Consider the following 18888-nt stretch of genomic DNA (forward strand, 5'->3'; position numbering starts at 1 on the left):
GGACGAACCCCCTGCTGGAACGACGAACCTACGGGCGGCGGGCGCCCGTCGCCGGTGCGGACGACGGGCGGCCGCCGCCACTATAAGCCAGACTTGAGCCAGGGTTCTGTGACAGCTACGGCAATTGACATATGACCGAAGGCTCAGCCAGAGTCGCGTCATGCTCGTGCTGTCCGCCGCCACCGGCAAGTTCGGAACGAACGTCCACATCGTCGCCGCGGGACCGGGACACCCCTGCCTCGTCGTCGACCCCGGTCACGACTCACGCGAGGCGGTCCTGCAAGCCGTCCGCACCCACCGCCTCGAACCCGAGGCCATCCTGATCACACACGGCCACATGGACCACACCTGGGACGCCGTGCCGCTCGCCCGGCACTACGGCGTGCCGGCCTGGATCCACCCGGCCGACCGCTACCAACTCGGCGCTCCCGCCAGGGGACTGCCGGACTCGTTCCCGCGCGACCTTCTCGTCGGCCACCCCGACCAGGAGCCCGACGAGGTCCGCGAACTCCCCGAGCAGGGCGGCGAGCTGGCCTTCTCCGCCGCAACCGTCACCGTGCTGCACACACCCGGCCACACCAGCGGCTCGGTGATGTTCCGCTTCGACGGCGGCGACGCTCCCCTGCTCGCCACCGGCGACACCCTGCTCGCACAGGGCCCGGGACGCGCGGACGCGCCGACCGCGAGCCCCACGAGCATGGCGGAATCCCTCCGCATGGTCACCGGCCGCTGCCCGGACGAGACCCGGTTGCTCACCGGCCACGGTCCCAACGCCCACCTCAGCCAGACAGGAATCCGATGACGAACACCTCCACGACCTCCGGCAGCCGTATGCGCACCGTCCGCTTCGACACCTTCGGCGCCCCGTCCGTCCTCACCGTCGGGGAGGCCGAGACGCCCGAGCCCGAGGCAGGGCAGATCACCGTCGACGTCCAGTACGCGGGCGTCAACTTCGCCGAAGTGATGTTCCGTCGCGGCCAGTTCCCGGTCGGCCTGCCGCACGTCCCCGGCCTCGAGGCGGTCGGCACCGTACGCGCCGTGGGCGAAGGCGTCACCGGCTTCGCGCCCGGCGAGCGGGTGGCCGCGCTCACCCTGGGCGGCGGCGGCAACGCCGAGGTGGTCGCGGTCGGCGCCGAACACGTCGTCCGGCTCGACGGTGAACTCGCCGGCCTGGACGGGGCCCTGGCGGTCGGCGCCCTGTGCAACGTCACCACCGCCCTCGGTGTGCTCACCTCCGCCGGCCACCTCGCCAAGGGGGAGACCGTGGTCGTCCTCGCCGCGGCGGGCGGCGTCGGTACGGCCGCGGCGCAGCTGGCCCGCTCGCTCGGCGCGGGCACGGTCATCGGCGTGACGAGTTCACCGGCCAAGGCGGAATACGCGCGCGGTTTCGGCTACGACAGCGTCGTGTCGTACGAGGAGCTGGAGCGGGAGGTCGCCGAGCGCACCAACGGCGCGGGGGCGGACCTGGTCCTGGACTCCGTCGGCGGCGCGTTCCGGTCGTCCGTGACCGGGCTCCTGGCCGCCTTCGGCCGGCATGTCGTCTTCGGCAACGCTGCGGCCGAGGACGTCACCTTCGAGGGCAACCACCCCTGGTACACGAACAGTTCCCTGGCCGGATACAACCTGGGCGGCGTCGCCGGCCGCGCGCCGAAGCTGCTCCGCGCCCACCTGGAGCAGGCCCTCGCGGAGGTCGCCGGGGGCGGCGTCCGCGTGGACGTCACCGTGCTGCCGCTGGCCGACGCGGCACGGGCGCACGAACTCCTGGAGACCCGGGCGTCCACGGGCAAGTACGTCCTCGACGTCCGGTCCTGAGACCGGGGCAGGGTCCCGGCGGGCCGCGACCCGGTCGGCAGTCCGGGGCAGCCGGGGCGGCCGGTGCGGCTGTCGCGTTCCGGCAGCGCTACGCCGGGGCCCCCAGTTCCGCCCACACCCGCTTGCCCGCGACCCCCGGCGTGCGCACGACGCCCCAGTCCAGGCACAGCCGCTGCACGATGAACATCCCGTGGCCGCCCGGGCGCCCGGCACGGTGCGGGGTCCGCGGCATCGGCTGCCCCGTGCCCCGGTCGGAGACCTCCAGCCGGATCACCTTCTTCTCGCAGGTGATCAGCAGTTCGTCCGGCCCCTCGGCGTGCAGGCAGGCGTTGGTGACCAGCTCGGACACCACGAGCAGTACGTCCTCGGCGGCGGCACGCTGGTCCGCGGTGGCGGAGGGCAGCCAGCCCCAGGCGTACAGCGCCTCGCGGGTGAAATCACGGGCCAGCGGAACGACGCCGGTCGCGTCCTCGAAGGCCAGCCTGCGGGCCTGCCGCCCGCCGCCCTCCCCGGACGCCGAGGCGGGCGCGGACGCGGACGCCGCCCCGGAAGCCTCGGTGACCCCCGAAGAAGGCACCGGCGCGGACGCACCGGAAGCGCCGCTGGGCTCCGGACCGCGGTCGCCCGGCGAGTAGGGCCGGGTGGTGCTCATCAGCGCTTCACCTCACCGATTCACCAGTTCATGTTTCAAAGTCGTGGACAGCAAAGTCGTGGACAGCCGGTTCTGGGTCTCTCCTGCCCGACTGGACCGTACGAACACCCCTGTATTGCGCACGAAACTCGGCGCGGCTCGAAAACACCCGCCCCGGGATGCGCACGCGCCCCTCCGTCGACCGGACAAGGACGGCTCAGTCGGACGCGTCGGCCAGGGCGGCCGCAAGCGTGTCGTGAAGGGTGAAGACCGCTTCGGCCCCCGTGATCTCGAACACGCGCGCCACCACGGGCTGCATGGCCACCAGATGCACTCCGCCTCCCGCCGCCTCCGCCTTCAGCCGGGCACCGAGCAGGACGTTGAGCCCGGTGGAGTCGCAGAACTCCAGCCGTGAGCAGTCCACGACGAGCCGGTTGAATCCCTTGGCGAGGCAGTCCTCCAGCGGCTCGCGCAACAGGTCGGCGGTGTGGTGGTCCAGCTCACCCGCCGGTGTCACGACGGCACTGGGGCCCTCTTCCCGTACCTCGACCAGAAGCCGGCCCGACTGGGCACTGCCGACCGTCCCGCGGTCCATGCCGTTTCTCTCTCCCGAGGTCGTGACTGCTTGCTGACGCCCTCGAACACTACGCCAACACAGCGCACTCCGACACCCGAACAACCGCACACAAACGGACATACCCGCACATAACACACTTGCGGTCGGCTCGGTAAACCCGGTAGGGCTAGTAGGACACGTAAACCGACACGGCCGGCTTTGGAGGCGCCGCACACCGCAGTGCACGTATTTGGCTTCGGCAGCCGCATGCCGAGAACGATGGAGGACATCATGTCACCCCGGCTCGACGGATCGCGTACCCACGAAGCGACGTCGACACTCCCTCCGGAACAGCTGAATCCCATCGAGCATCACGACGCCGTCGTCGACCACGACGACGCACTCGCCGGGCTTCCGGACATCCCCGCGTACGACGAGGTCGCTCCGGCGGACGCCAGGGCCCTGTCCAGGACCCTTTTCGAGCGGCTGGAGTCGCTGGAGGAAGGCACCCACGAGCACGCGTACGTACGCAACACGCTCGTCGAGCTGAACCTCGCACTGGTCAAGTTCGCCGCCTCCCGCTTCCGCTCGCGCAGCGAGCCGATGGAGGACATCATCCAGGTCGGCACCATCGGCCTGATCAAGGCGATCGACCGCTTCGAGCTGTCACGCGGTGTGGAGTTCCCCACGTTCGCGATGCCGACCATCATCGGCGAGATCAAGCGCTTCTTCCGCGACACCTCGTGGTCCGTGCGCGTCCCGCGGCGCCTCCAGGAGCTGCGGCTCGACCTGGCGAAGGCCGGCGACGAGCTGGCGCAGCGCCTCGACCGCGCCCCCACGGTGTCCGAGCTGGCCGAGCACCTCGGCCTGTCCAAGGACGAGGTCGTCGAGGGCATGGCGGCGTCCAACGCCTACACCGCCTCCTCGCTGGACGCCCAGCCCGAGGAGGACGACGCGGAGGGCGCGCTCGCCGACCGCATCGGCTACGAGGACCACGGGCTCGAGGGCATCGAGTACGTCGAGTCGCTGAAGCCGCTGATCGCCGAGCTGCCCTCCCGGGACCGGAAGATCCTCTCCCTCCGCTTCGTCGCGGGCATGACCCAGTCGGAGATCGGCGAGGAGCTGGGCATCTCCCAGATGCACGTCTCGCGTCTGCTGTCGCGGACCCTCGTGAAGCTGCGCAAGGGGCTCACGGTCGAGGAGTAGTCCTCACCGCGTGACGCTTGCCCTCCAGGGGGGCGGTCCGAAGCCGGGCCGCCCCCCTTCGGGCTGCCACGGGGCCCTCACGGGGAGTTGGCGATCAGCGCCGCCATCGGCAGCAGCGGGGCCAGAGCGCACAGGAGCCAGAAGGTGCGCGGTGCGAGGGAGGTCCGGCGTCGCAACGGCGCGTTGACCAGCCACCAGATCATCGCGAAGAGCGCCACCACGGGGACGACGATCACCAGCCAGAGCGCCATGCCGTCGTTCTCCGTCGGCTCGCGCACGGTCCAGCCCAGCTCCGCCAGCGGCCAGTTGACCATGAGGTACCACACGAGCCAGAACGGCACGACGCCCGGAATCCCGAGCAGCACGTTCACCAGGAACGGCGTCCACCAGTACTTGGCCATCCGTCCCCCGCTGCCCGGTTCACCCGCTGGTCACACCCTACGCACACCCCGCCGCCACACGCCCGCGACCAGCGGCACGCCGGGCCGGTAGGCCAGGTGCACGTGGCTCGGCGCGTCCAGGAGCGTGAGATCGGCGTACGCGCCCGGGGTGAGGCGGCCCACGTCCTCGCGGCGCAGGGCCGCGGCACCGCCCGCGGTGGCCGACCAGACCGCCTCGTCCGGCGTCATCCCCATGTCCCGTACCGCGAGCGCGATGCAGAAGGGCACGGAGGACGTGAAGGACGAGCCGGGGTTGCAGTCGGTGGAGAGCGCGACCGTGACCCCGGCGTCGACGAGGCGCCGGGCGTCCGGCCACTGGGCGCGGGTGGAGAACTCGGCGCCGGGCAGCAGGGTCGCGACCGTACGGCTGCCCGCGAGGGCGTCCACGTCGGCGTCGGTGAGGTGGGTGCAGTGGTCGGCGCTGGCGGCGTCGAGTTCGACGGCGAGCTGGACGCCGGGGCCGTAGGAGAGCTGGTTGGCGTGGATGCGGGGGTGCAGGCCCTTCGCCCTGCCCGCGGTGAGGATCGCGCGGGCCTGGTCGCCGTCGAAGGCGCCCTTCTCGCAGAACACGTCGATCCAGCGGGCGTGCGGGGCGCAGGCGTCGAGCATCTCGCCGGTGACCAGGTCGACGTAGGCGGCGGGGTCGTCGGCGAGTTCGGGGGCGACGATGTGGGCGCCGAGGAAGGTGACCTCGTCGGTGTGGCGGGCGGCGACGCGCAGGGCGCGGGACTCGTCGGCGGTGGTCAGGCCGTAGCCGGACTTGGTCTCGAAGGTCGTGGTGCCCTGGCGCAGGGCCTCGGCGAGGTAACGGGTGAGGCCCGCCTCCAGTTCCGCGTCGCTCGCGGCACGGGTGGCGGCGACGGTGGTGCGGATGCCGCCCGCGCTGTAGGGGCGGCCGGACATGCGGGCGTTGAACTCCTCGGTGCGGTCGCCCGCGAAGAGGAGGTGGGAGTGGGAGTCCACGAAGCCGGGCAGGACCGCCCGGCCGGCGGCGTCGACCCGGTTGTCAGTGGCGGGTGCTTTGCTTGATTCACCGGTCCACGCGACGCGGTCGTCCTCGATGACGACGGCCGCGTCCCGGACCAGGCCGAGCGGGGAGTGGTCGCCGAGGGAGGGGTCGTTGGTGACGAGTGCGGCGATGTTGGTGATGACGGTGCTGCTGCTCATGGGGTCCCTGGTGTCCTCGTGGGGGCGGGGGCTGGATCCGGTCCTCAGGCGCGCAGGGCTTCGACGGCCCGCGCGAGGGCCTGCGGCACATCCGGTACGAGGGCGTGCGCCCCGTCGCGTACGACGTGCCGCCCGCCCACGACCGTGTGCCGTACGTCCGCCGCCGTCGCGGCGAATACGGCCGTCTCGGCGCCGAGCCTGGGCAGTGGCCCCGCTGTTCTGACCGAGTCCAGCGCGATGGTCGTGAGGTCGGCGCGGGCTCCGGCCTCGATGCGGCCGGTGTCGTCCCAGCCGAGGGCGGCGTGGCCGTCGGCGGAGGCGGCGCGCAGCAGGGCGGCCGCGGTCCAGTGGCCGCGGGTGCGGGTGCGCAGGCGCTCGTTCAGCTCCATCGCGCGCGCCTCTTCCAGCAGGTCGACGACGGCGTGGCTGTCCGAGCCGAGGGACAGCGGGGAGCCGGCCCGCTGGAGCGCTGCCGCGGGGCCGATGCCGTCGGCCAGGTCCCGTTCCGTGGTGGGGCACATGCAGGTGCCGGTGCGGCTGTCGCCGAGCAGGGCGATGTCCTCGTCGGTGAGGTGGGTGTTGTGGACGCCGGTGGTGCGGGCGCCCAGCACACCGTGGTCGGCGAGGAGCCGGGTGGGCGTGCAGCCGTGGGCCCGTCGGCAGGCGTCGTTCTCGGCGGTCTGCTCGGACAGGTGCACATGCAGCGGGGCCCGCCGCTCCTCGGCCCACCGCGCCACGGTCGCCAACTGGTCCGCGGGCACGGCCCGTACGGAGTGGATCGCGGCCCCGATCCGTGCGTGATCCCGTTCCTTGAGAACTGAACAGCGTTCGGCCCAGGCCTGGGCCGTGCCGTCGGAGAAGCGGCGCTGGTGGGTGTTGGGGGGCTCGCCGAAGCCGGAGGACAAGTAGCAGGTGTCGAGGAGGGTGATGCGGACACCGGCTTCGGCGGCGGCCTCGATCAGCGCCTCGCCCATCGCGTTGGGGTCGGCGTAGGGGGTGCCTCCGGGCGCGTGGTGGACGTAGTGGAACTCGCCGACGGTGATGATGCCGGCCAGCGCCATCTCGGCGTACACGGCGCGGGCGAGGGCGTGGTAGGTGTCCGGGGTCAGCCGGTCGGCGACGGAGTACATCACCTCGCGCCAGGTCCAGAAGGTGCCCGAGCCGACCTGGACGGTGCCGCGCAGGGCCCGGTGGAAGGCGTGCGAGTGGGCGTTGGCCAGTCCCGGCAGGGTCAGTCCGCGCAGGATCTCGGCGCCGGGCGGCGGGGTGGCGACGCCCTGGTGGACGGCGGTGATGCGGCCGTCCGCCACCTCGACGGCGACGTCCGGCTCGACGTGGGTGCCGAGCCAGGCGTGCTCCAGCCAGTACGTCCGGGTCCGCTCGGTGGAGGTCACGTGCAGGCCAGCCCTTCCAGTACGTCGGCGAGCGCGGTCACCCCGGCCGCGCAGTCGTCCTCGGCGGCGTACTCGGCCGGGGAGTGCGAGACGCCGGTGGGGTTGCGTACGAACAGCATGGCGGTCGGGATGCGGTCGGAGAGGATTCCGGCGTCGTGTCCGGCGCCGGTGCCGAGGACGGGGACCTTCAGCTCCGTCTCCGTGCCCAGGATGCGGGCGAGTTCGTCGCGCAGGGCGTGGTCGAAGTCGACGACGGGCGTGAAGGACTCGCGGACGACGTCGAGGTCCACGCCGTGGGCGGCGGCGTACTCGCGGGCGGCCTTCTCGACGCCGGTGACCACCGTGTCCAGGCTCGCCTGGTCGGCGGCGCGGGAGTCGAGCCAGCCGCGCACCAGGGAGGGGATGGCGTTGACGCCGTTGGGTTCGACGCCGATCTTGCCGAAGGTGGCGACGGCACCGGCGAGTTCGGCCTCGCGGCGGGCGGCGAGGACGGTCTCGGCGTATGGCAGCATCGGATCGTGCCGGTCGGCGAGGCGGGTGGTGCCGGCGTGGTTGGCCTCGCCGCGGAAGTCGAACCGCCAGCGTCCGTGCGGCCAGATGGCGGAGGCGATGCCGACGCGGTCGCCGGTCAGGTCGAGGGCGCGGCCCTGTTCGACGTGGAGTTCGACGAAGGCGCCGATGCGGGCGAGCCGTTCCGGGTCGGGGCCGAGGGTGTCCGGGTCGTACCCGGCGGTTTCCATGGCCCGCGGGAGGGTGATGCCGTCGCCGTCGGTGAGGCGGTGGGCCTGCTCGGCGGTGAGCGCGCCGGAGGTGAGCCGGGAGCCGACGCAGGCGAGGCCGAAGCGGGCGCCCTCCTCGTCGCCGAAGTTGACGATGCCCAGCGGCCTGGTGAGCCGCGCTCCCCGCCCGCGCAGTTCGTCCAGGGCGGCGAAGGCGGAGACGACGCCGAGGGGCCCGTCGAAGGCGCCGCCGTCGGGCACGGAGTCCAGGTGGGACCCGGTGACGACGGCGTTCCCGGCGGCCGGGTCGCCGAGCCAGGCCCACTGGTTGCCGTTGCGGTCGGTCTCGTAGACCAGATCGCGTGCCTCGGCCTGCTCCCGGAACCAGGTCCGGCAGTCGGCGTCGGCACCGGTCCAGGCATAACGGCGGTAGCCGCCGGAGGCGGAGCTGCGGCCGACCGGCAGCAGCTCCGCCCACATGCTGTGGAAGCTCACGCGCCGTCACCTTCGCGCGTCGCGTGGTCCCCGTGCGCGTCGTCGCCTTCGCGCATCGGCACCCGCACGCCCCGCTCCCCGGCGACCGACTCGGCGATGTCGTACCCGGCGTCGACGTGCCGGATGACGCCCATGCCGGGGTCGTTGGTGAGCACCCGGCGGATCTTCTCCCCGGCGAGCGGGGTGCCGTCGGCGACGGTGACCTGCCCGGCGTGGATCGAGCGGCCCATGCCGACGCCGCCGCCGTGGTGGAGGGAGACCCAGGAGGCGCCGGAGGCCACGTTGACCATGGCGTTGAGCAGCGGCCAGTCCGCGATGGCGTCGGAGCCGTCGAGCATGGCCTCGGTCTCGCGGTACGGGGAGGCGACGGAGCCGCAGTCGAGGTGGTCGCGGCCGATGACGATCGGGGCGGCCAGCTCGCCGCTCGCGACCATGTCGTTGAACCGCTCACCCGCCTTGTCGCGCTCGCCGTAGCCGAGCCAGCAGATGCGGGCGGGCAGGCCCTGGAAGTGGACCCGCTCCCCCGCCATCTTGATCCAGCGGGCCAGCGACTCGTTCTCCGGGAAGAGGTCGAGGATCGCCTTGTCGGTCTTGGCGATGTCGGCGGGGTCGCCGGACAGGGCGGCCCAGCGGAAGGGACCCTTGCCCTCGCAGAACAGCGGGCGGATGTACGCCGGTACGAAGCCGGGGAAGGCGAAGGCCCGGTCGTACCCGGCGAGCCGGGCCTCGCCGCGGATGGAGTTGCCGTAGTCGAAGACCTCGGCACCGGCGTCCTGGAAGCCGACCATGGCCTCGACGTGCCGGGCCATGGACTCGCGGGCCCGGGTGGTGAAGCCGGCCGGGTCCTTGGCGGCGGCGTCGGCCATGTCCTCGAAGGCGATGCCGGTGGGCAGGTAGGCCAGCGGGTCGTGGGCCGAGGTCTGGTCGGTGACGATGTCGATGGGGGCGCCCATGGCGAGCAGCTGCGGGACCAGCTCGGCGGCGTTGCCGAGGACGCCGATGGACAGCGGCTCGCGCCGGTCGCGGGCCTCGGTGGCCAGGTGGAGGGCGTGGTCGAGGGAGTCGGCCTTGACGTCGAGGTAGCGGTGCTCGATGCGGCGGTCGATGGCGCGCGGGTCGCAGTCGACGCAGATCACGACGCCGTCGTTCATGGTGACGGCCAGCGGCTGGGCGCCGCCCATGCCGCCGAGGCCGGCGGTGAGGGTGATGGTCCCGGCCAGCGTGCCGCCGAACTTCTTCGCGGCGACGGCGGCGAAGGTCTCGTAGGTGCCCTGGAGGATGCCCTGGGTGCCGATGTAGATCCAGGAACCGGCCGTCATCTGCCCGTACATGGTCAGGCCGAGGGCCTCCAGGCGGCGGAACTCCTCCCAGTTCGCCCAGTCGCCGACGAGGTTGGAGTTGGCGATGAGGACGCGCGGGGCCCACTCGTGGGTCTGCATGACGCCGACCGGGCGTCCGGACTGGACGAGCATCGTCTCGTCCTGCTTGAGGGTGCGCAGGGTCCGCACCATCGCGTCGAAGGAGCGCCAGTCGCGGGCCGCCTTCCCCGTGCCGCCGTAGACGACGAGCTTGTCGGGGTGCTCGGCGACCTCGGGGTCGAGGTTGTTCTGCAGCATCCGCAGGGCGGCCTCCTGCTGCCAGCCCAGGGCGCTCGGCTCGGTACCGCGTGGCGCTCGGACAGGACGAGGTCCGGACATGGTCTGCCTCCTGGTGGCTTGCTCCCGGCGGATTGTTGCTACGGATATTCATATCCTCGCCTCCTGAATAGAGCTAGTCAACAGGGTCGTGTCCGTGCCGCGCACATGCGAGTGCGGGGCCCCCTGTAGGAGGCCCCGCACTTGGGCTTGCCGATACGCGCGTTCGTCGTGGTTGCTCGCGCTCAGACCGTCGCCGGCGTCTTCCGCCTCGCCCCGCCCGGCGCCGCGTCGCCCGCCGCGATGCCCGTGCTGCGGTAGGCCTTGACCGTCTTGCCCGCGGGGCGGCCGGCGTTGTCGGCGAGCCAGTCCACGCGGACCCACAGCAGGGCGTCCCCGGCCTGTTCGCGGCGTCCGATCCAGGCGGACTTGAGCCACAGCCCGGCGCCGCAGCCGGCCAGCAGCAGCCCGCCCGCGGCGGGCACGGCGAAGGAACTGCCGAGCGCGGCGAGGAAGGCGAGGAGCAGCCACCAGCGGTGGCCCCGGCGCCAGTTGCGCACGGTGACCCGGCGGTCCTGGAGCACGTCGTGCTTGCCCGCGCGGGCGGCCGAACCGGCCAGGGCGGTGTAGCGCCGCCGGCGCACCCAGGCCACGGCGGCCGTGGCGACGATGAAGAGCGCGGCCCCGGCCAGCACCCCGATCCGGCGTCCGGTGAGTCCCGGCACCAGCACGCCGATGCCCGCCGCGAAAACGCCCAGCCACCACAGTGGTGCGGCGCCCGCCCGTACGACGACGGCGACCCGAGCCAGCCCCACCTGTCCTCCGCGCGCCACGTCCCGCCTCCTGTTCCGTTCTGTTCCGCGTCTGAAGGGTGTGTCAGGCGCCGCACTGTAACGGGGCAAGCTGAGACGAATCTGAGAACCCGTCCGCCGTCCGGGTCACTCGCGCGGGGTCACTCCACGAAGAGCCCCCGCGCCACGGCCTTGGCGTCGAACTCCTCCAGCCGGGCCTGCGCGTCCGGCAGGTCGTCGCACATCGCCTCGAGCAGCACCCGGCCGAGCAGCATCGGCGCGCAGGCGGTGTCGAAGGCGAGGCCGGTGCCGACGGCGGCGGGCAGCAGCAGGTCGGACACCTTGGCGACCGGCGCGAAGGCGGAGTCGGCGACGGTCACCACCGTGAGCCCCGCCTCCTTGGCGTGGGCGAGCGCCTCGACGACCTCGCGCGGATGCCGGGGCAGGGCGAAGCAGAGCAGCGTGGTCGCCCCGGCCCGGACGGCGGCGTCGATGCGGTCGTGGAGCATCGTGCCGCCCTCGCCGAGCAGGCGGACGTCGGGGTGGACCTTGGCGGCGAAGTAGGCGAAGCCGTGTGCCTGGGCGGCGGCGGCCCGCAGTCCGAGCACCGGCAGCGGCCGGCTCGCGGCGAGCAGGCGGCCCGCCTCCCGGACCGGAGCGGGATCGGCCAGCACCTCGGCGAGGTGCCGCAGGTTCTCGATCTCGGCCGCCACCGCCTGCTGGTACTCGTTGCCGGTTCCGGTGTCCGCGACCGGTTCCGCGGGGGCGACCTCGCGCAGGTGGCGCCGCAGCGCCGGGTAGCCGTCGAAACCGAGGGCGACGGCGAAGCGGGTCACGGACGGCTGGCTGACCCCCGCCAGCTCGGCCAGCTCCACGCTCGAGAGAAACGGCACGTCGGACGCGCGGCGCACCATGCTGTGCGCGATGCGCCGCTGGGTCGGCGTCAGCCGGTGCCCCTCGAACAGGGCCTGCAACCGGGCGGCCGGACTGTCCGTCCCGCTCGTCCCGCCCGCCCTGCTGGTGCCGTCGGTCCCGTTCATGACGTGGCCCCCTCGACCTATTCACGCGCCCCTTTTTCTGCATACCGTTATACAGCGAGGTGGCGGCACCGGCCGACCCGTACGGGACGGCCCCCGCCGAAAACGGGGGTTGTCCCCAGTGCCGACGGCGTCCCCGGATACCTACCTTGGGTCGCATGACGGGAATGGACGCACGCGACACCGACCTGAAGAAGGAACTCGACGCCACCCTGCAGACCCGCAGGGAGCTGGGCGAGGAGTACGAGTCGGCGCTGGTCGACTCGTTCCTGGAGAAGGTCGACCAGCGCATCGACGGAGCGGTGGAGCGCCGGGTGCGCCGGCAGCTCGCCGAGCAGCAGATGACGGCCGCCCGGGACAGCCGGTCACCGAGGCCCACGGACTCCTTCGGCGAGCGCTTCGGCTTCGGCATCGTCTCGCTGGTGCTCGCGATCCCGCTGTCCGCGATCGGCGGCGGCGTGGCACACCTGCCGGGGATGCTGGTCGCCTGGGCGGGCATCGTCGGGGTCAACGTGGTCCAGGTCGCCCGCACCAATCCCGACCTGTTCGGACGGCGCCGCCGCGCCGAGCGGGGCGACGCCTGGGAGGACTGAGCAGGGGGCGCCCGGGGAGACCGGGCCGGGGGAAGACTGCGCGGGGACCGCCGCACCCCCATCACTGGGGGGCGGGACGACGGCGGTCCCCGCGGGGGGACGCGCGCACTGCCGGGCCTCACGGCCGGGGTGGCGCGTCCGTGGCGTCCTTGGAGGTCCGGGAGCCGCTCCGGAAGGTCCGTGACGCCGTTCGGCGTCGGCGGGCCGGGGGAGCCGCTCCCCGTCCCTGCCGACACCCCGTACTCTGCCGGTCCCGTGTTAAGCGACTGCTGCGCGCACATGACGTGCGCGTACCACTTCCGCGAAGTCCACGAAGATCATCGGCTGGGGCGCGGATCCCGCCTGCCCTGCTTGTCCTACTTGCCCTTGGCGAGGAAGGACAGCAGGTCCTGCCGACTCACCACGCCGGTCGGCTTGCCCTCGACGAGGACGATCGCCGCGTCGGCGCCCCCGAGCACCGACATCAGGTCCGCGACGGGCTCACCGGAGCCGACCTGGGGCAGCGGGGCGGACATGTGCTTCTCCAGCGGGTCCTCCAGCGAGGCGCGCTTGGTGAACAGCGCGTCCAGCAGCTCCCGTTCCACGACCGAGCCGACGACCTCGGCGGCCATCACGTCCGGGTGGCCGGCGCCGGGCTTGACGATCGGCATCTGCGAGACGCCGTACTCGCGCAGCACCTCGATGGCCTGGCCGACGGTCTCGTCCGGGTGCATGTGGACGAGGGAGGGGATGTGGCCGCCCTCCTTGTGGTTCAGCACCTCGGCGACGCGGGCGCTGGGTCCGGCGTCCTCCAGGAAGCCGTAGTCGGCCATCCACTCGTCGTTGAAGATCTTGCTGAGGTAGCCGCGCCCGCTGTCCGGCAGCAGCACGACCACCACGTCGTCCTCGTCGAGCCGCGCCGCCACCTCCAGGGCCGCGACGACCGCCATGCCGCAGGAGCCGCCCACCAGCAGGCCCTCCTCCTTGGCGAGGCGGCGGGTCATCTGGAAGGAGTCCTTGTCGGAGACGGCGACGATCTCGTCCGCGACCTCGCGGTCGTACGCCGTCGGCCAGAAGTCCTCGCCGACGCCCTCGACCAGGTACGGGCGTCCGGAGCCGCCGGAGTAGACGGAGCCCTCGGGGTCGGCGCCGATCACCTTCACCGCGCCGTCACTGGCGTCCTTCAGGTACCGGCCGGTGCCGGAGATGGTGCCGCCGGTGCCGACGCCGGTCACGAAGTGGGTGATCTTCCCCGCGGTCTGCTCCCACAGCTCGGGGCCCGTGGAGTGGTAGTGCGAGAGCGGGTTGTTCGGGTTGGAGTACTGGTCCGGCTTCCAGGCGCCCGGCGTCTCGCGGACCAGCCGGTCGGAGACGTTGTAGTACGAGTCGGGGTGCTCGGGGTCGACCGCGGTCGGGCAGACGACGACCTCGGCGCCGTACGCGCGCAGCACGTTGATCTTGTCGGTGGACACCTTGTCGGGGCAGACGAAGATGCACTTGTAGCCCTTCTGCTGGGCCACGATGGCCAGTCCCACGCCCGTGTTGCCGCTGGTCGGCTCGACGATCGTGCCGCCCGGCTGCAGCTCTCCGCTCTTCTCCGCGGCCTCGATCATGCGCAGGGCGATGCGGTCCTTCACCGAGCCGCCCGGATTGAAGTACTCCACCTTGGCCAGGACGGTGGCCCTGATCCCCTTGGTCACGTTGTTGAGCCGCACCAGCGGGGTGTTGCCGACGAGGCTGATCATCGAGTCGTGGAATTGCACCGTGGTCTCCGGATGCCGCAAAAGAAGGGTCGATATCGGTCCCGCCAGCCTATGGCCTGCGGGCCCGCGGGTGGCCCGTGACGGTCGTTCACCCTGCGTTGAGATTGGGCGACCGTCCGTACGGGGCAAGGAGTGGGTGTACGGGTTGGAGGAGGTGGCGGCGACGCATGACGAGCATGTCGAGGGCGCGGGTGGCCCGGCGGATCGCGGCCGGCGCGGCGTACGGCGGCGGCGGTATCGGGCTGGCGGGGGCGGCGGCGGTCGGTCTGGTGGTGGCGGAGGTGCAGCTGGCCAGGCGCCGGGTGGGCGTGGGCACGCCGACCCGGGTGCCGAACGCGCAGGGGCTGTACGGCGGCACCCTGCCCACGGCCGGTGATCCCCCGCTGCGGCTGATGATGCTGGGCGACTCCACGGCCGCCGGGCAGGGCGTCCACCGGGCCGGGCAGACGCCGGGCGCGCTGCTGGCGTCGGGGCTCGCGGCGGTGGCGGAGCGGCCGGTGCGGCTGGGGTCGGTCGCGCAGCCGGGGGCGTGTTCGGACGACCTGGACCGGCAGGTGGCGCTGGTGCTCGCGGATCCCGGCCGGGTGCCGGACATCTGCGTGATCATGGTCGGCGCCAATGACGTCACCCACCGGATGCCGGCGACCCGCTCGGTGCGGCACCTTGCCGGGGCGGTACGGCGGCTGCGCACGGCCGGGGCGGAGGTGGTGGTCGGCACCTGTCCGGACCTGGGCACGATCGAGCGGGTGCGGCAACCGCTGCGCTGGCTGGCCCGGCGGGCCTCGCGGCAGCTCGCGGCGGCGCAGACCATCGGCGTCGTCGAGCAGGGCGGGCGCACGGTGTCGCTGGGCGATCTGCTGGGCCCGGAGTTCGCGCAGAACCCGCGGGAGCTGTTCGGCCCCGACAACTACCACCCCTCCGCCGAGGGGTACGCCACCGCCGCGATGGCGGTCCTGCCGTCGGTGTGCGCCGCGCTCGGCCTGTGGCCGGCCGAGGAGGAGCACCCGGACGCGCTGCGCCGCGAGGGCTTCCTGCCGGTGGCCAGGGCGGCGGCGGAGGCGGCGTCCGAGGCCGGCACGGAGGTCGCCGCCGCGATGCCCACGGGCCCGCGCGGCCCTTGGGCCCTACTGAAACGCCGCAGGCGCCGCCGGGTAACGGAGGCAGAACCCACCAGCCCGACCAACGCCTGACGACAAGACCACCCAGGCCGAAAGGTTGCCTGGGGCGCAGCCCCCAGGCACGCCCGCCACACACCCGCCACTGCACACCCGCAGAAAACCCACCGCCAGCCCGCCACCCAGCCCGTCCGGCGCTTGAGGACAAGGCCGTCCAGGCCGAAAGGGGGGTCCGGGGGCGCAGCCCCCAGGCACGCCCGCCACACACCCGCCACCGCACACCCGCAGAGAACCCACCGCCAGCCCGCCCCCCAGCCCGTCCGGCGCTTGAGGACGAGGCCGTCCAGGCCGAAAGGGGGGTCCGGGGGCGCAGCCCCCGGGCACGCCCGCCACCGCACCCCGCGGAACAAGCCCCGCCCAACCGCCGGAGGCAAAAGCAAGCGCTTAGAAAGTTGCGGCCCATGTCACACGCCCATACCCGTGACCCAGGCCATACGGCCGGGTAACTTCCCCAGCAGCCGCCAACCCCTCATCACTGGAGCCGTGATGCCCGAAGCCGTGATCGTCTCTGCCGCCCGCTCCCCCATCGGCCGCGCCTTCAAGGGCTCGCTCAAGGACCTGCGCCCCGACGACCTGGCCGCCACGATCATCCAGGCGGCCCTCGCCAAGGTCCCCGAGCTGGACCCGAGGGACATCGACGACCTGATGCTCGGCTGCGGCCTGCCCGGCGGCGAGCAGGGCAACAACCTCGGCCGGATCGTCGCCGTCGAGATGGGCATGGACCACCTGCCCGGCTGCACCGTCACCCGGTACTGCTCCTCGTCCCTGCAGACCTCCCGCATGGCCCTGCACGCCATCAAGGCCGGTGAGGGCGACGTCTTCATCTCGGCCGGTGTCGAGATGGTCTCCCGGTTCGCCAAGGGCAACTCCGACAGCCTGCCGGACACCCGCAACCCGCTGTTCGCCGAGGCCGAGGCCCGTACCGCGGCCGTCGCCGAGCAGGAGGGCACCACCTGGCACGACCCGCGCGAGGACGGCCTCATCCCCGACCCGTACATCGCGATGGGCCAGACCGCCGAGAACCTCGCCCGCGCCAAGGGCATCACCCGGCAGGACATGGACGAGTTCGGCGTCCGGTCCCAGAACCTCGCCGAGGAAGCCATCAAGAACGGCTTCTGGGAGCGCGAGATCACCCCGGTGACCCTCCCCGACGGCACCGTCGTCGCCAAGGACGACGGCCCCCGCGCCGGCGTCACCCTGGAGGGCGTCCAGGGCCTCAAGCCCGTCTTCCGCCCCGACGGCCTGGTCACCGCCGGCAACTGCTGCCCGCTCAACGACGGCGCCGCCGCCCTGGTGATCATGAGCGACACCAAGGCCCGCGAGCTGGGCCTGACCCCGCTCGCCCGCATCGTCTCCACCGGCGTCTCCGGCCTCTCCCCCGAGATCATGGGCCTGGGCCCGGTCGAGGCGAGCAAGCAGGCGCTGTCCCGCGCCGGACTGACCATCGACGACATCGACCTGGTCGAGATCAACGAGGCGTTCGCCGCGCAGGTCATCCCCTCCTACCGCGACCTCGGCATCCCGCTGGAGAAGCTGAACGTCAACGGCGGCGCCATCGCCGTCGGCCACCCCTTCGGCATGACCGGCGCCCGCATCACCGGCACGCTGATCAACTCCCTCCAGACGCACGACAAGCAGTTCGGTCTGGAGACCATGTGCGTCGGCGGCGGCCAGGGCATGGCCATGGTCATCGAGCGCCTGAGCTGACCCCCGCCGGGGGCCGCCACCGAGGGCGCTGAGAGACCGTCAGTAGCGCCCGGCGGACCCAGCGTGACGAGGCGGCCCGGGACCCTGTTCCACCCAGGGTTCTGGGCCGTTTTGTGACCCAAACTCCCCCAGGATGTGACCTACCTCTCCCGCACCCTGGATTTACGCAGGTCAGACCAGCCCCACCCCCACCCTCCGGGCCCAAAGTCCTGTCCGTTTCGTGACGTTACGCACTGACAGGCGGTTAGTCCTCCCTTCAAGCTGATGTAGGAAGTCGGGGGTCGACTTTGAACCGGGAGTACGTCAGTGAGCGCCATGCCGATCGCCCTGCTGCTCACCACGGCCGCCACCGGCGCCGTGGGCGTCGCCGTGCTGCGCAGCATCCTGGTGCTGCGCCGGCAGGTGACCGCCCTGCGCGCCGAGCTGGCCGAGAGCCGGGCCACCGCCGCGCGGGGCCGGGTGCCCGCCGCCCGCACCACCGCCGATGCCGAGGAGATACGCGCCGCCGTCGCGGACGCGCTCGCCGAGGAGCGCGAGCGGGAACTCGCCGAGGCGCGGGCCTTCTGGGCCGCCCAGGAGACCCGGGACGCCTCCGACGCGCCCCTGCTGCTCGGTCTGTCCGACAGCGAGCTGTTCCTGCCCCGCCAGGCCGACCTGGTGGGCCTGGAGCCCGTGATCGAGCCGGTCGCGGACACCGACGAGCCGTCCTCGCAGGACGCGGGCCACGCCGGTCCCAGGGAGTCCGCCGAGCTGGCCGCCGCCCGCCGTCGGCACCCCTCCCACCCGGACTTCGTGCCGAACCCGTCCCCGGCCGTGAACGACCACGACCGCACGGTGGCGACCCTGGAGGAGCTGGCCGAGTCGAGCGTCGCGCTGGCCGACGTCCGTCCGGGCCCGCTGGGCACCCTCGACGTGTACGTCTTCGCCGACGGCACCACCCTGTGCATGACCCCGGGGCACCGCGAGACCGCGGAACGCCTGGCCGCCGCGCTGGGCGCGGGCCAGACGCCGTATCTCCTCGGCGGCTCGGGGATCTCCGGTGCCTACACGCTGACCTTCGCCTGCGGCGAGGAGAACGTCTACATCCTGGCGGACCGCGTCATCGCGTCCCTGTAGTCACGCCGGTCGCGTCAGACCCCGGCCCGTTTGCGGGCCTCCTCCACCAGCGCCGCCGCTTCTTCCACCTGGCCCTCGTCCTCCAGTACGAGGGCCAAGTCGTGTGCGGCGACGGCGATCTGGTCGGCCGCGGCGAACATGCCCGCGTCCGGCATCTCACGGGGCTCGGTCCCGGGTTCCTCCACCGACTGGGCGCGCCGGGCCAACTCCCTGGCCAGCTCCAGCGCCTCGGCGGCGGCGCCGCGCTGGAGCCTGCTCTGCGGGGCGGCCCGCAGCCGGTCGGCGAAGTCGTCCACGGCACGGGTCAAAGGCGTCGTATCAACCACGGCGTGAGCGTACGCGGCCGTCCGGGACTGTTGCCAACGGGCGAACGCTCAGGCACGGTGACCTGAAGGACCGGCTTACAACCCCTTTCGCCCGGAGGCGCCGATGTCCCAAGTCTTCTCCGAGGAGACCCATCGCAACCTGCTCGCCCGTATCCCCCAGTGCACCGGCCGTGAGATCTCCGACTGGCTGCGCGCCGTCGAGGACGGCCCCGCCCTCTTCCGCTTCGAGGAGAAGGTCAGCTGGCTCCGCCACGAACACAACCTCGCGTACGGCCACGCGAAGGCGATCGTCCACGAGTACGACCTGAGAAGGGCCGCCCGCAACCTGCTGTGAGCGGGCGCGCCGA

General features: G+C 72.6%; 19 protein-coding genes. 8 read left to right on the forward strand and 11 right to left on the reverse strand.

The window, feature by feature from the left end; genetic code table 11:
* Positions 1 to 160: 160 nt before the first annotated feature.
* Both ACGH52_RS16025 and ACGH52_RS16030 read left to right on the forward strand, forming a co-directional pair.
* A complete protein-coding gene (locus tag ACGH52_RS16025; protein ID WP_210977674.1) occupies positions 161 to 802 on the forward strand; it encodes an MBL fold metallo-hydrolase in 642 nt (213 codons plus the stop codon).
* Positions 799 to 1812, forward strand: a complete 1014-nt coding sequence (locus ACGH52_RS16030; RefSeq protein ID WP_399940044.1) for a zinc-binding alcohol dehydrogenase family protein — start codon at positions 799 to 801, stop codon at positions 1810 to 1812. Before ACGH52_RS16025 ends, ACGH52_RS16030 begins: the two co-directional genes overlap by 4 nt.
* An 88-nt stretch (positions 1813 to 1900) precedes the next feature.
* Here the strand turns inward: ACGH52_RS16030 and ACGH52_RS16035 are convergent, their stop codons facing one another.
* Entirely contained in the window at positions 1901 to 2464 is a 564-nt protein-coding gene (locus ACGH52_RS16035) for an ATP-binding protein (RefSeq protein ID WP_399940047.1), read from the reverse strand.
* Positions 2465 to 2660: 196 nt separating this feature from the next.
* Positions 2661 to 3038, reverse strand: coding sequence for an STAS domain-containing protein (locus ACGH52_RS16040; protein ID WP_059302090.1), 378 nt, complete (start codon positions 3036 to 3038; stop codon positions 2661 to 2663).
* 240 nt (positions 3039 to 3278) lie between these two features.
* On the opposite strand from ACGH52_RS16040, the gene ACGH52_RS16045 reads away from it, so the two are divergent.
* Positions 3279 to 4205 (forward strand): RNA polymerase sigma factor SigF, encoded by a 927-nt coding sequence (locus ACGH52_RS16045; RefSeq protein ID WP_059302091.1) that lies wholly within the window; start codon positions 3279 to 3281, stop codon positions 4203 to 4205.
* A 77-nt stretch (positions 4206 to 4282) separates the two neighbouring features.
* Here ACGH52_RS16045 and ACGH52_RS16050 read toward each other — a convergent pair whose 3' ends face one another.
* From ACGH52_RS16050 to ACGH52_RS16080, 7 genes are all read right to left on the reverse strand, one after another.
* Positions 4283 to 4606 (reverse strand): hypothetical protein, encoded by a 324-nt coding sequence (locus tag ACGH52_RS16050; protein WP_121703944.1) that lies wholly within the window; start codon positions 4604 to 4606, stop codon positions 4283 to 4285.
* Positions 4607 to 4636: 30 nt separating this feature from the next.
* Positions 4637 to 5812: an imidazolonepropionase gene (gene hutI, locus ACGH52_RS16055; protein ID WP_399940051.1), complete on the reverse strand. Its 1176-nt coding sequence runs from the start codon at positions 5810 to 5812 to the stop codon at positions 4637 to 4639.
* A gap of 44 nt (positions 5813 to 5856) precedes the next feature.
* Positions 5857 to 7206, reverse strand: a complete 1350-nt coding sequence (locus ACGH52_RS16060) for a formimidoylglutamate deiminase (RefSeq protein ID WP_399940054.1) — start codon at positions 7204 to 7206, stop codon at positions 5857 to 5859.
* A complete protein-coding gene (locus tag ACGH52_RS16065; protein ID WP_399940057.1) occupies positions 7203 to 8420 on the reverse strand; it encodes an allantoate amidohydrolase in 1218 nt (405 codons plus the stop codon). The genes ACGH52_RS16060 and ACGH52_RS16065 overlap by 4 nt, the downstream gene beginning before the upstream one ends.
* Positions 8417 to 10117 carry a urocanate hydratase gene (gene hutU, locus ACGH52_RS16070; RefSeq protein ID WP_399940060.1) on the reverse strand — a complete coding sequence of 567 codons (1701 nt, stop codon included), beginning with the start codon at positions 10115 to 10117 and terminating at the stop codon, positions 8417 to 8419. The genes ACGH52_RS16065 and hutU overlap by 4 nt, the downstream gene beginning before the upstream one ends.
* 182 nt (positions 10118 to 10299) lie before the next feature.
* Positions 10300 to 10887 carry a hypothetical protein gene (locus ACGH52_RS16075; RefSeq protein WP_076974746.1) on the reverse strand — a complete coding sequence of 196 codons (588 nt, stop codon included), beginning with the start codon at positions 10885 to 10887 and terminating at the stop codon, positions 10300 to 10302.
* 119 nt (positions 10888 to 11006) lie between these two features.
* Complete coding sequence (locus ACGH52_RS16080; RefSeq protein ID WP_399940063.1) at positions 11007 to 11885, reverse strand: MurR/RpiR family transcriptional regulator; 879 nt, start codon at positions 11883 to 11885, stop codon at positions 11007 to 11009.
* A gap of 164 nt (positions 11886 to 12049) precedes the next feature.
* Here ACGH52_RS16080 and ACGH52_RS16085 point away from each other — a divergent pair, with 164 nt between their 5' ends.
* Positions 12050 to 12475, forward strand: coding sequence for a hypothetical protein (locus ACGH52_RS16085; protein WP_059302099.1), 426 nt, complete (start codon positions 12050 to 12052; stop codon positions 12473 to 12475).
* Positions 12476 to 12831: 356 nt separating this feature from the next.
* Here the strand turns inward: ACGH52_RS16085 and ACGH52_RS16090 are convergent, their stop codons facing one another.
* Positions 12832 to 14217: a cystathionine beta-synthase gene (locus ACGH52_RS16090; protein WP_399940066.1), complete on the reverse strand. Its 1386-nt coding sequence runs from the start codon at positions 14215 to 14217 to the stop codon at positions 12832 to 12834.
* A gap of 167 nt (positions 14218 to 14384) precedes the next feature.
* Here ACGH52_RS16090 and ACGH52_RS16095 point away from each other — a divergent pair, with 167 nt between their 5' ends.
* From ACGH52_RS16095 to ACGH52_RS16105, 3 genes are all read left to right on the forward strand, one after another.
* Positions 14385 to 15407 carry an SGNH/GDSL hydrolase family protein gene (locus ACGH52_RS16095; protein ID WP_076974749.1) on the forward strand — a complete coding sequence of 341 codons (1023 nt, stop codon included), beginning with the start codon at positions 14385 to 14387 and terminating at the stop codon, positions 15405 to 15407.
* A gap of 471 nt (positions 15408 to 15878) precedes the next feature.
* Positions 15879 to 17099, forward strand: a complete 1221-nt coding sequence (locus ACGH52_RS16100) for an acetyl-CoA C-acetyltransferase (RefSeq protein WP_121703080.1) — start codon at positions 15879 to 15881, stop codon at positions 17097 to 17099.
* A 306-nt stretch (positions 17100 to 17405) separates the two neighbouring features.
* A complete protein-coding gene (locus tag ACGH52_RS16105) occupies positions 17406 to 18215 on the forward strand; it encodes a hypothetical protein (protein ID WP_076974751.1) in 810 nt (269 codons plus the stop codon).
* A gap of 14 nt (positions 18216 to 18229) precedes the next feature.
* Here the strand turns inward: ACGH52_RS16105 and ACGH52_RS16110 are convergent, their stop codons facing one another.
* Positions 18230 to 18511, reverse strand: coding sequence for a hypothetical protein (locus tag ACGH52_RS16110; protein ID WP_193777753.1), 282 nt, complete (start codon positions 18509 to 18511; stop codon positions 18230 to 18232).
* A gap of 133 nt (positions 18512 to 18644) precedes the next feature.
* Between ACGH52_RS16110 and ACGH52_RS16115 the strand changes: the two genes are divergently transcribed.
* Complete coding sequence (locus ACGH52_RS16115; RefSeq protein WP_052842169.1) at positions 18645 to 18875, forward strand: DUF4287 domain-containing protein; 231 nt, start codon at positions 18645 to 18647, stop codon at positions 18873 to 18875.
* Positions 18876 to 18888 lie beyond the last annotated feature (13 nt).

This window comes from Streptomyces sp. BBFR25, from assembly GCF_044590125.1.
Taxonomy (GTDB): Bacteria; Actinomycetota; Actinomycetes; order Streptomycetales; family Streptomycetaceae; genus Streptomyces; species Streptomyces canus_D.

What these genes read in the sequence shown, in the direction of transcription:
- ACGH52_RS16050 (WP_121703944.1), bottom strand. Translation starts at nt 4,606, where the DNA reads ATGGCCAAGTACTGGTGGACGCCGTTCCTGGTGAACGTGCTGCTCGGG.
- ACGH52_RS16115 (WP_052842169.1), top strand. Translation starts at nt 18,645, where the DNA reads ATGTCCCAAGTCTTCTCCGAGGAGACCCATCGCAACCTGCTCGCCCGT.
- ACGH52_RS16045 (WP_059302091.1), top strand. Translation starts at nt 3,279, where the DNA reads ATGGAGGACATCATGTCACCCCGGCTCGACGGATCGCGTACCCACGAA.
- ACGH52_RS16035 (WP_399940047.1), bottom strand. Translation starts at nt 2,464, where the DNA reads ATGAGCACCACCCGGCCCTACTCGCCGGGCGACCGCGGTCCGGAGCCC.
- ACGH52_RS16085 (WP_059302099.1), top strand. Translation starts at nt 12,050, where the DNA reads ATGGACGCACGCGACACCGACCTGAAGAAGGAACTCGACGCCACCCTG.
- hutI (WP_399940051.1), bottom strand. Translation starts at nt 5,812, where the DNA reads ATGAGCAGCAGCACCGTCATCACCAACATCGCCGCACTCGTCACCAAC.
- ACGH52_RS16040 (WP_059302090.1), bottom strand. Translation starts at nt 3,038, where the DNA reads ATGGACCGCGGGACGGTCGGCAGTGCCCAGTCGGGCCGGCTTCTGGTC.
- ACGH52_RS16080 (WP_399940063.1), bottom strand. Translation starts at nt 11,885, where the DNA reads ATGAACGGGACCGACGGCACCAGCAGGGCGGGCGGGACGAGCGGGACG.
- ACGH52_RS16025 (WP_210977674.1), top strand. Translation starts at nt 161, where the DNA reads ATGCTCGTGCTGTCCGCCGCCACCGGCAAGTTCGGAACGAACGTCCAC.
- ACGH52_RS16030 (WP_399940044.1), top strand. Translation starts at nt 799, where the DNA reads ATGACGAACACCTCCACGACCTCCGGCAGCCGTATGCGCACCGTCCGC.
- hutU (WP_399940060.1), bottom strand. Translation starts at nt 10,117, where the DNA reads ATGTCCGGACCTCGTCCTGTCCGAGCGCCACGCGGTACCGAGCCGAGC.
- ACGH52_RS16095 (WP_076974749.1), top strand. Translation starts at nt 14,385, where the DNA reads ATGACGAGCATGTCGAGGGCGCGGGTGGCCCGGCGGATCGCGGCCGGC.
- ACGH52_RS16100 (WP_121703080.1), top strand. Translation starts at nt 15,879, where the DNA reads ATGCCCGAAGCCGTGATCGTCTCTGCCGCCCGCTCCCCCATCGGCCGC.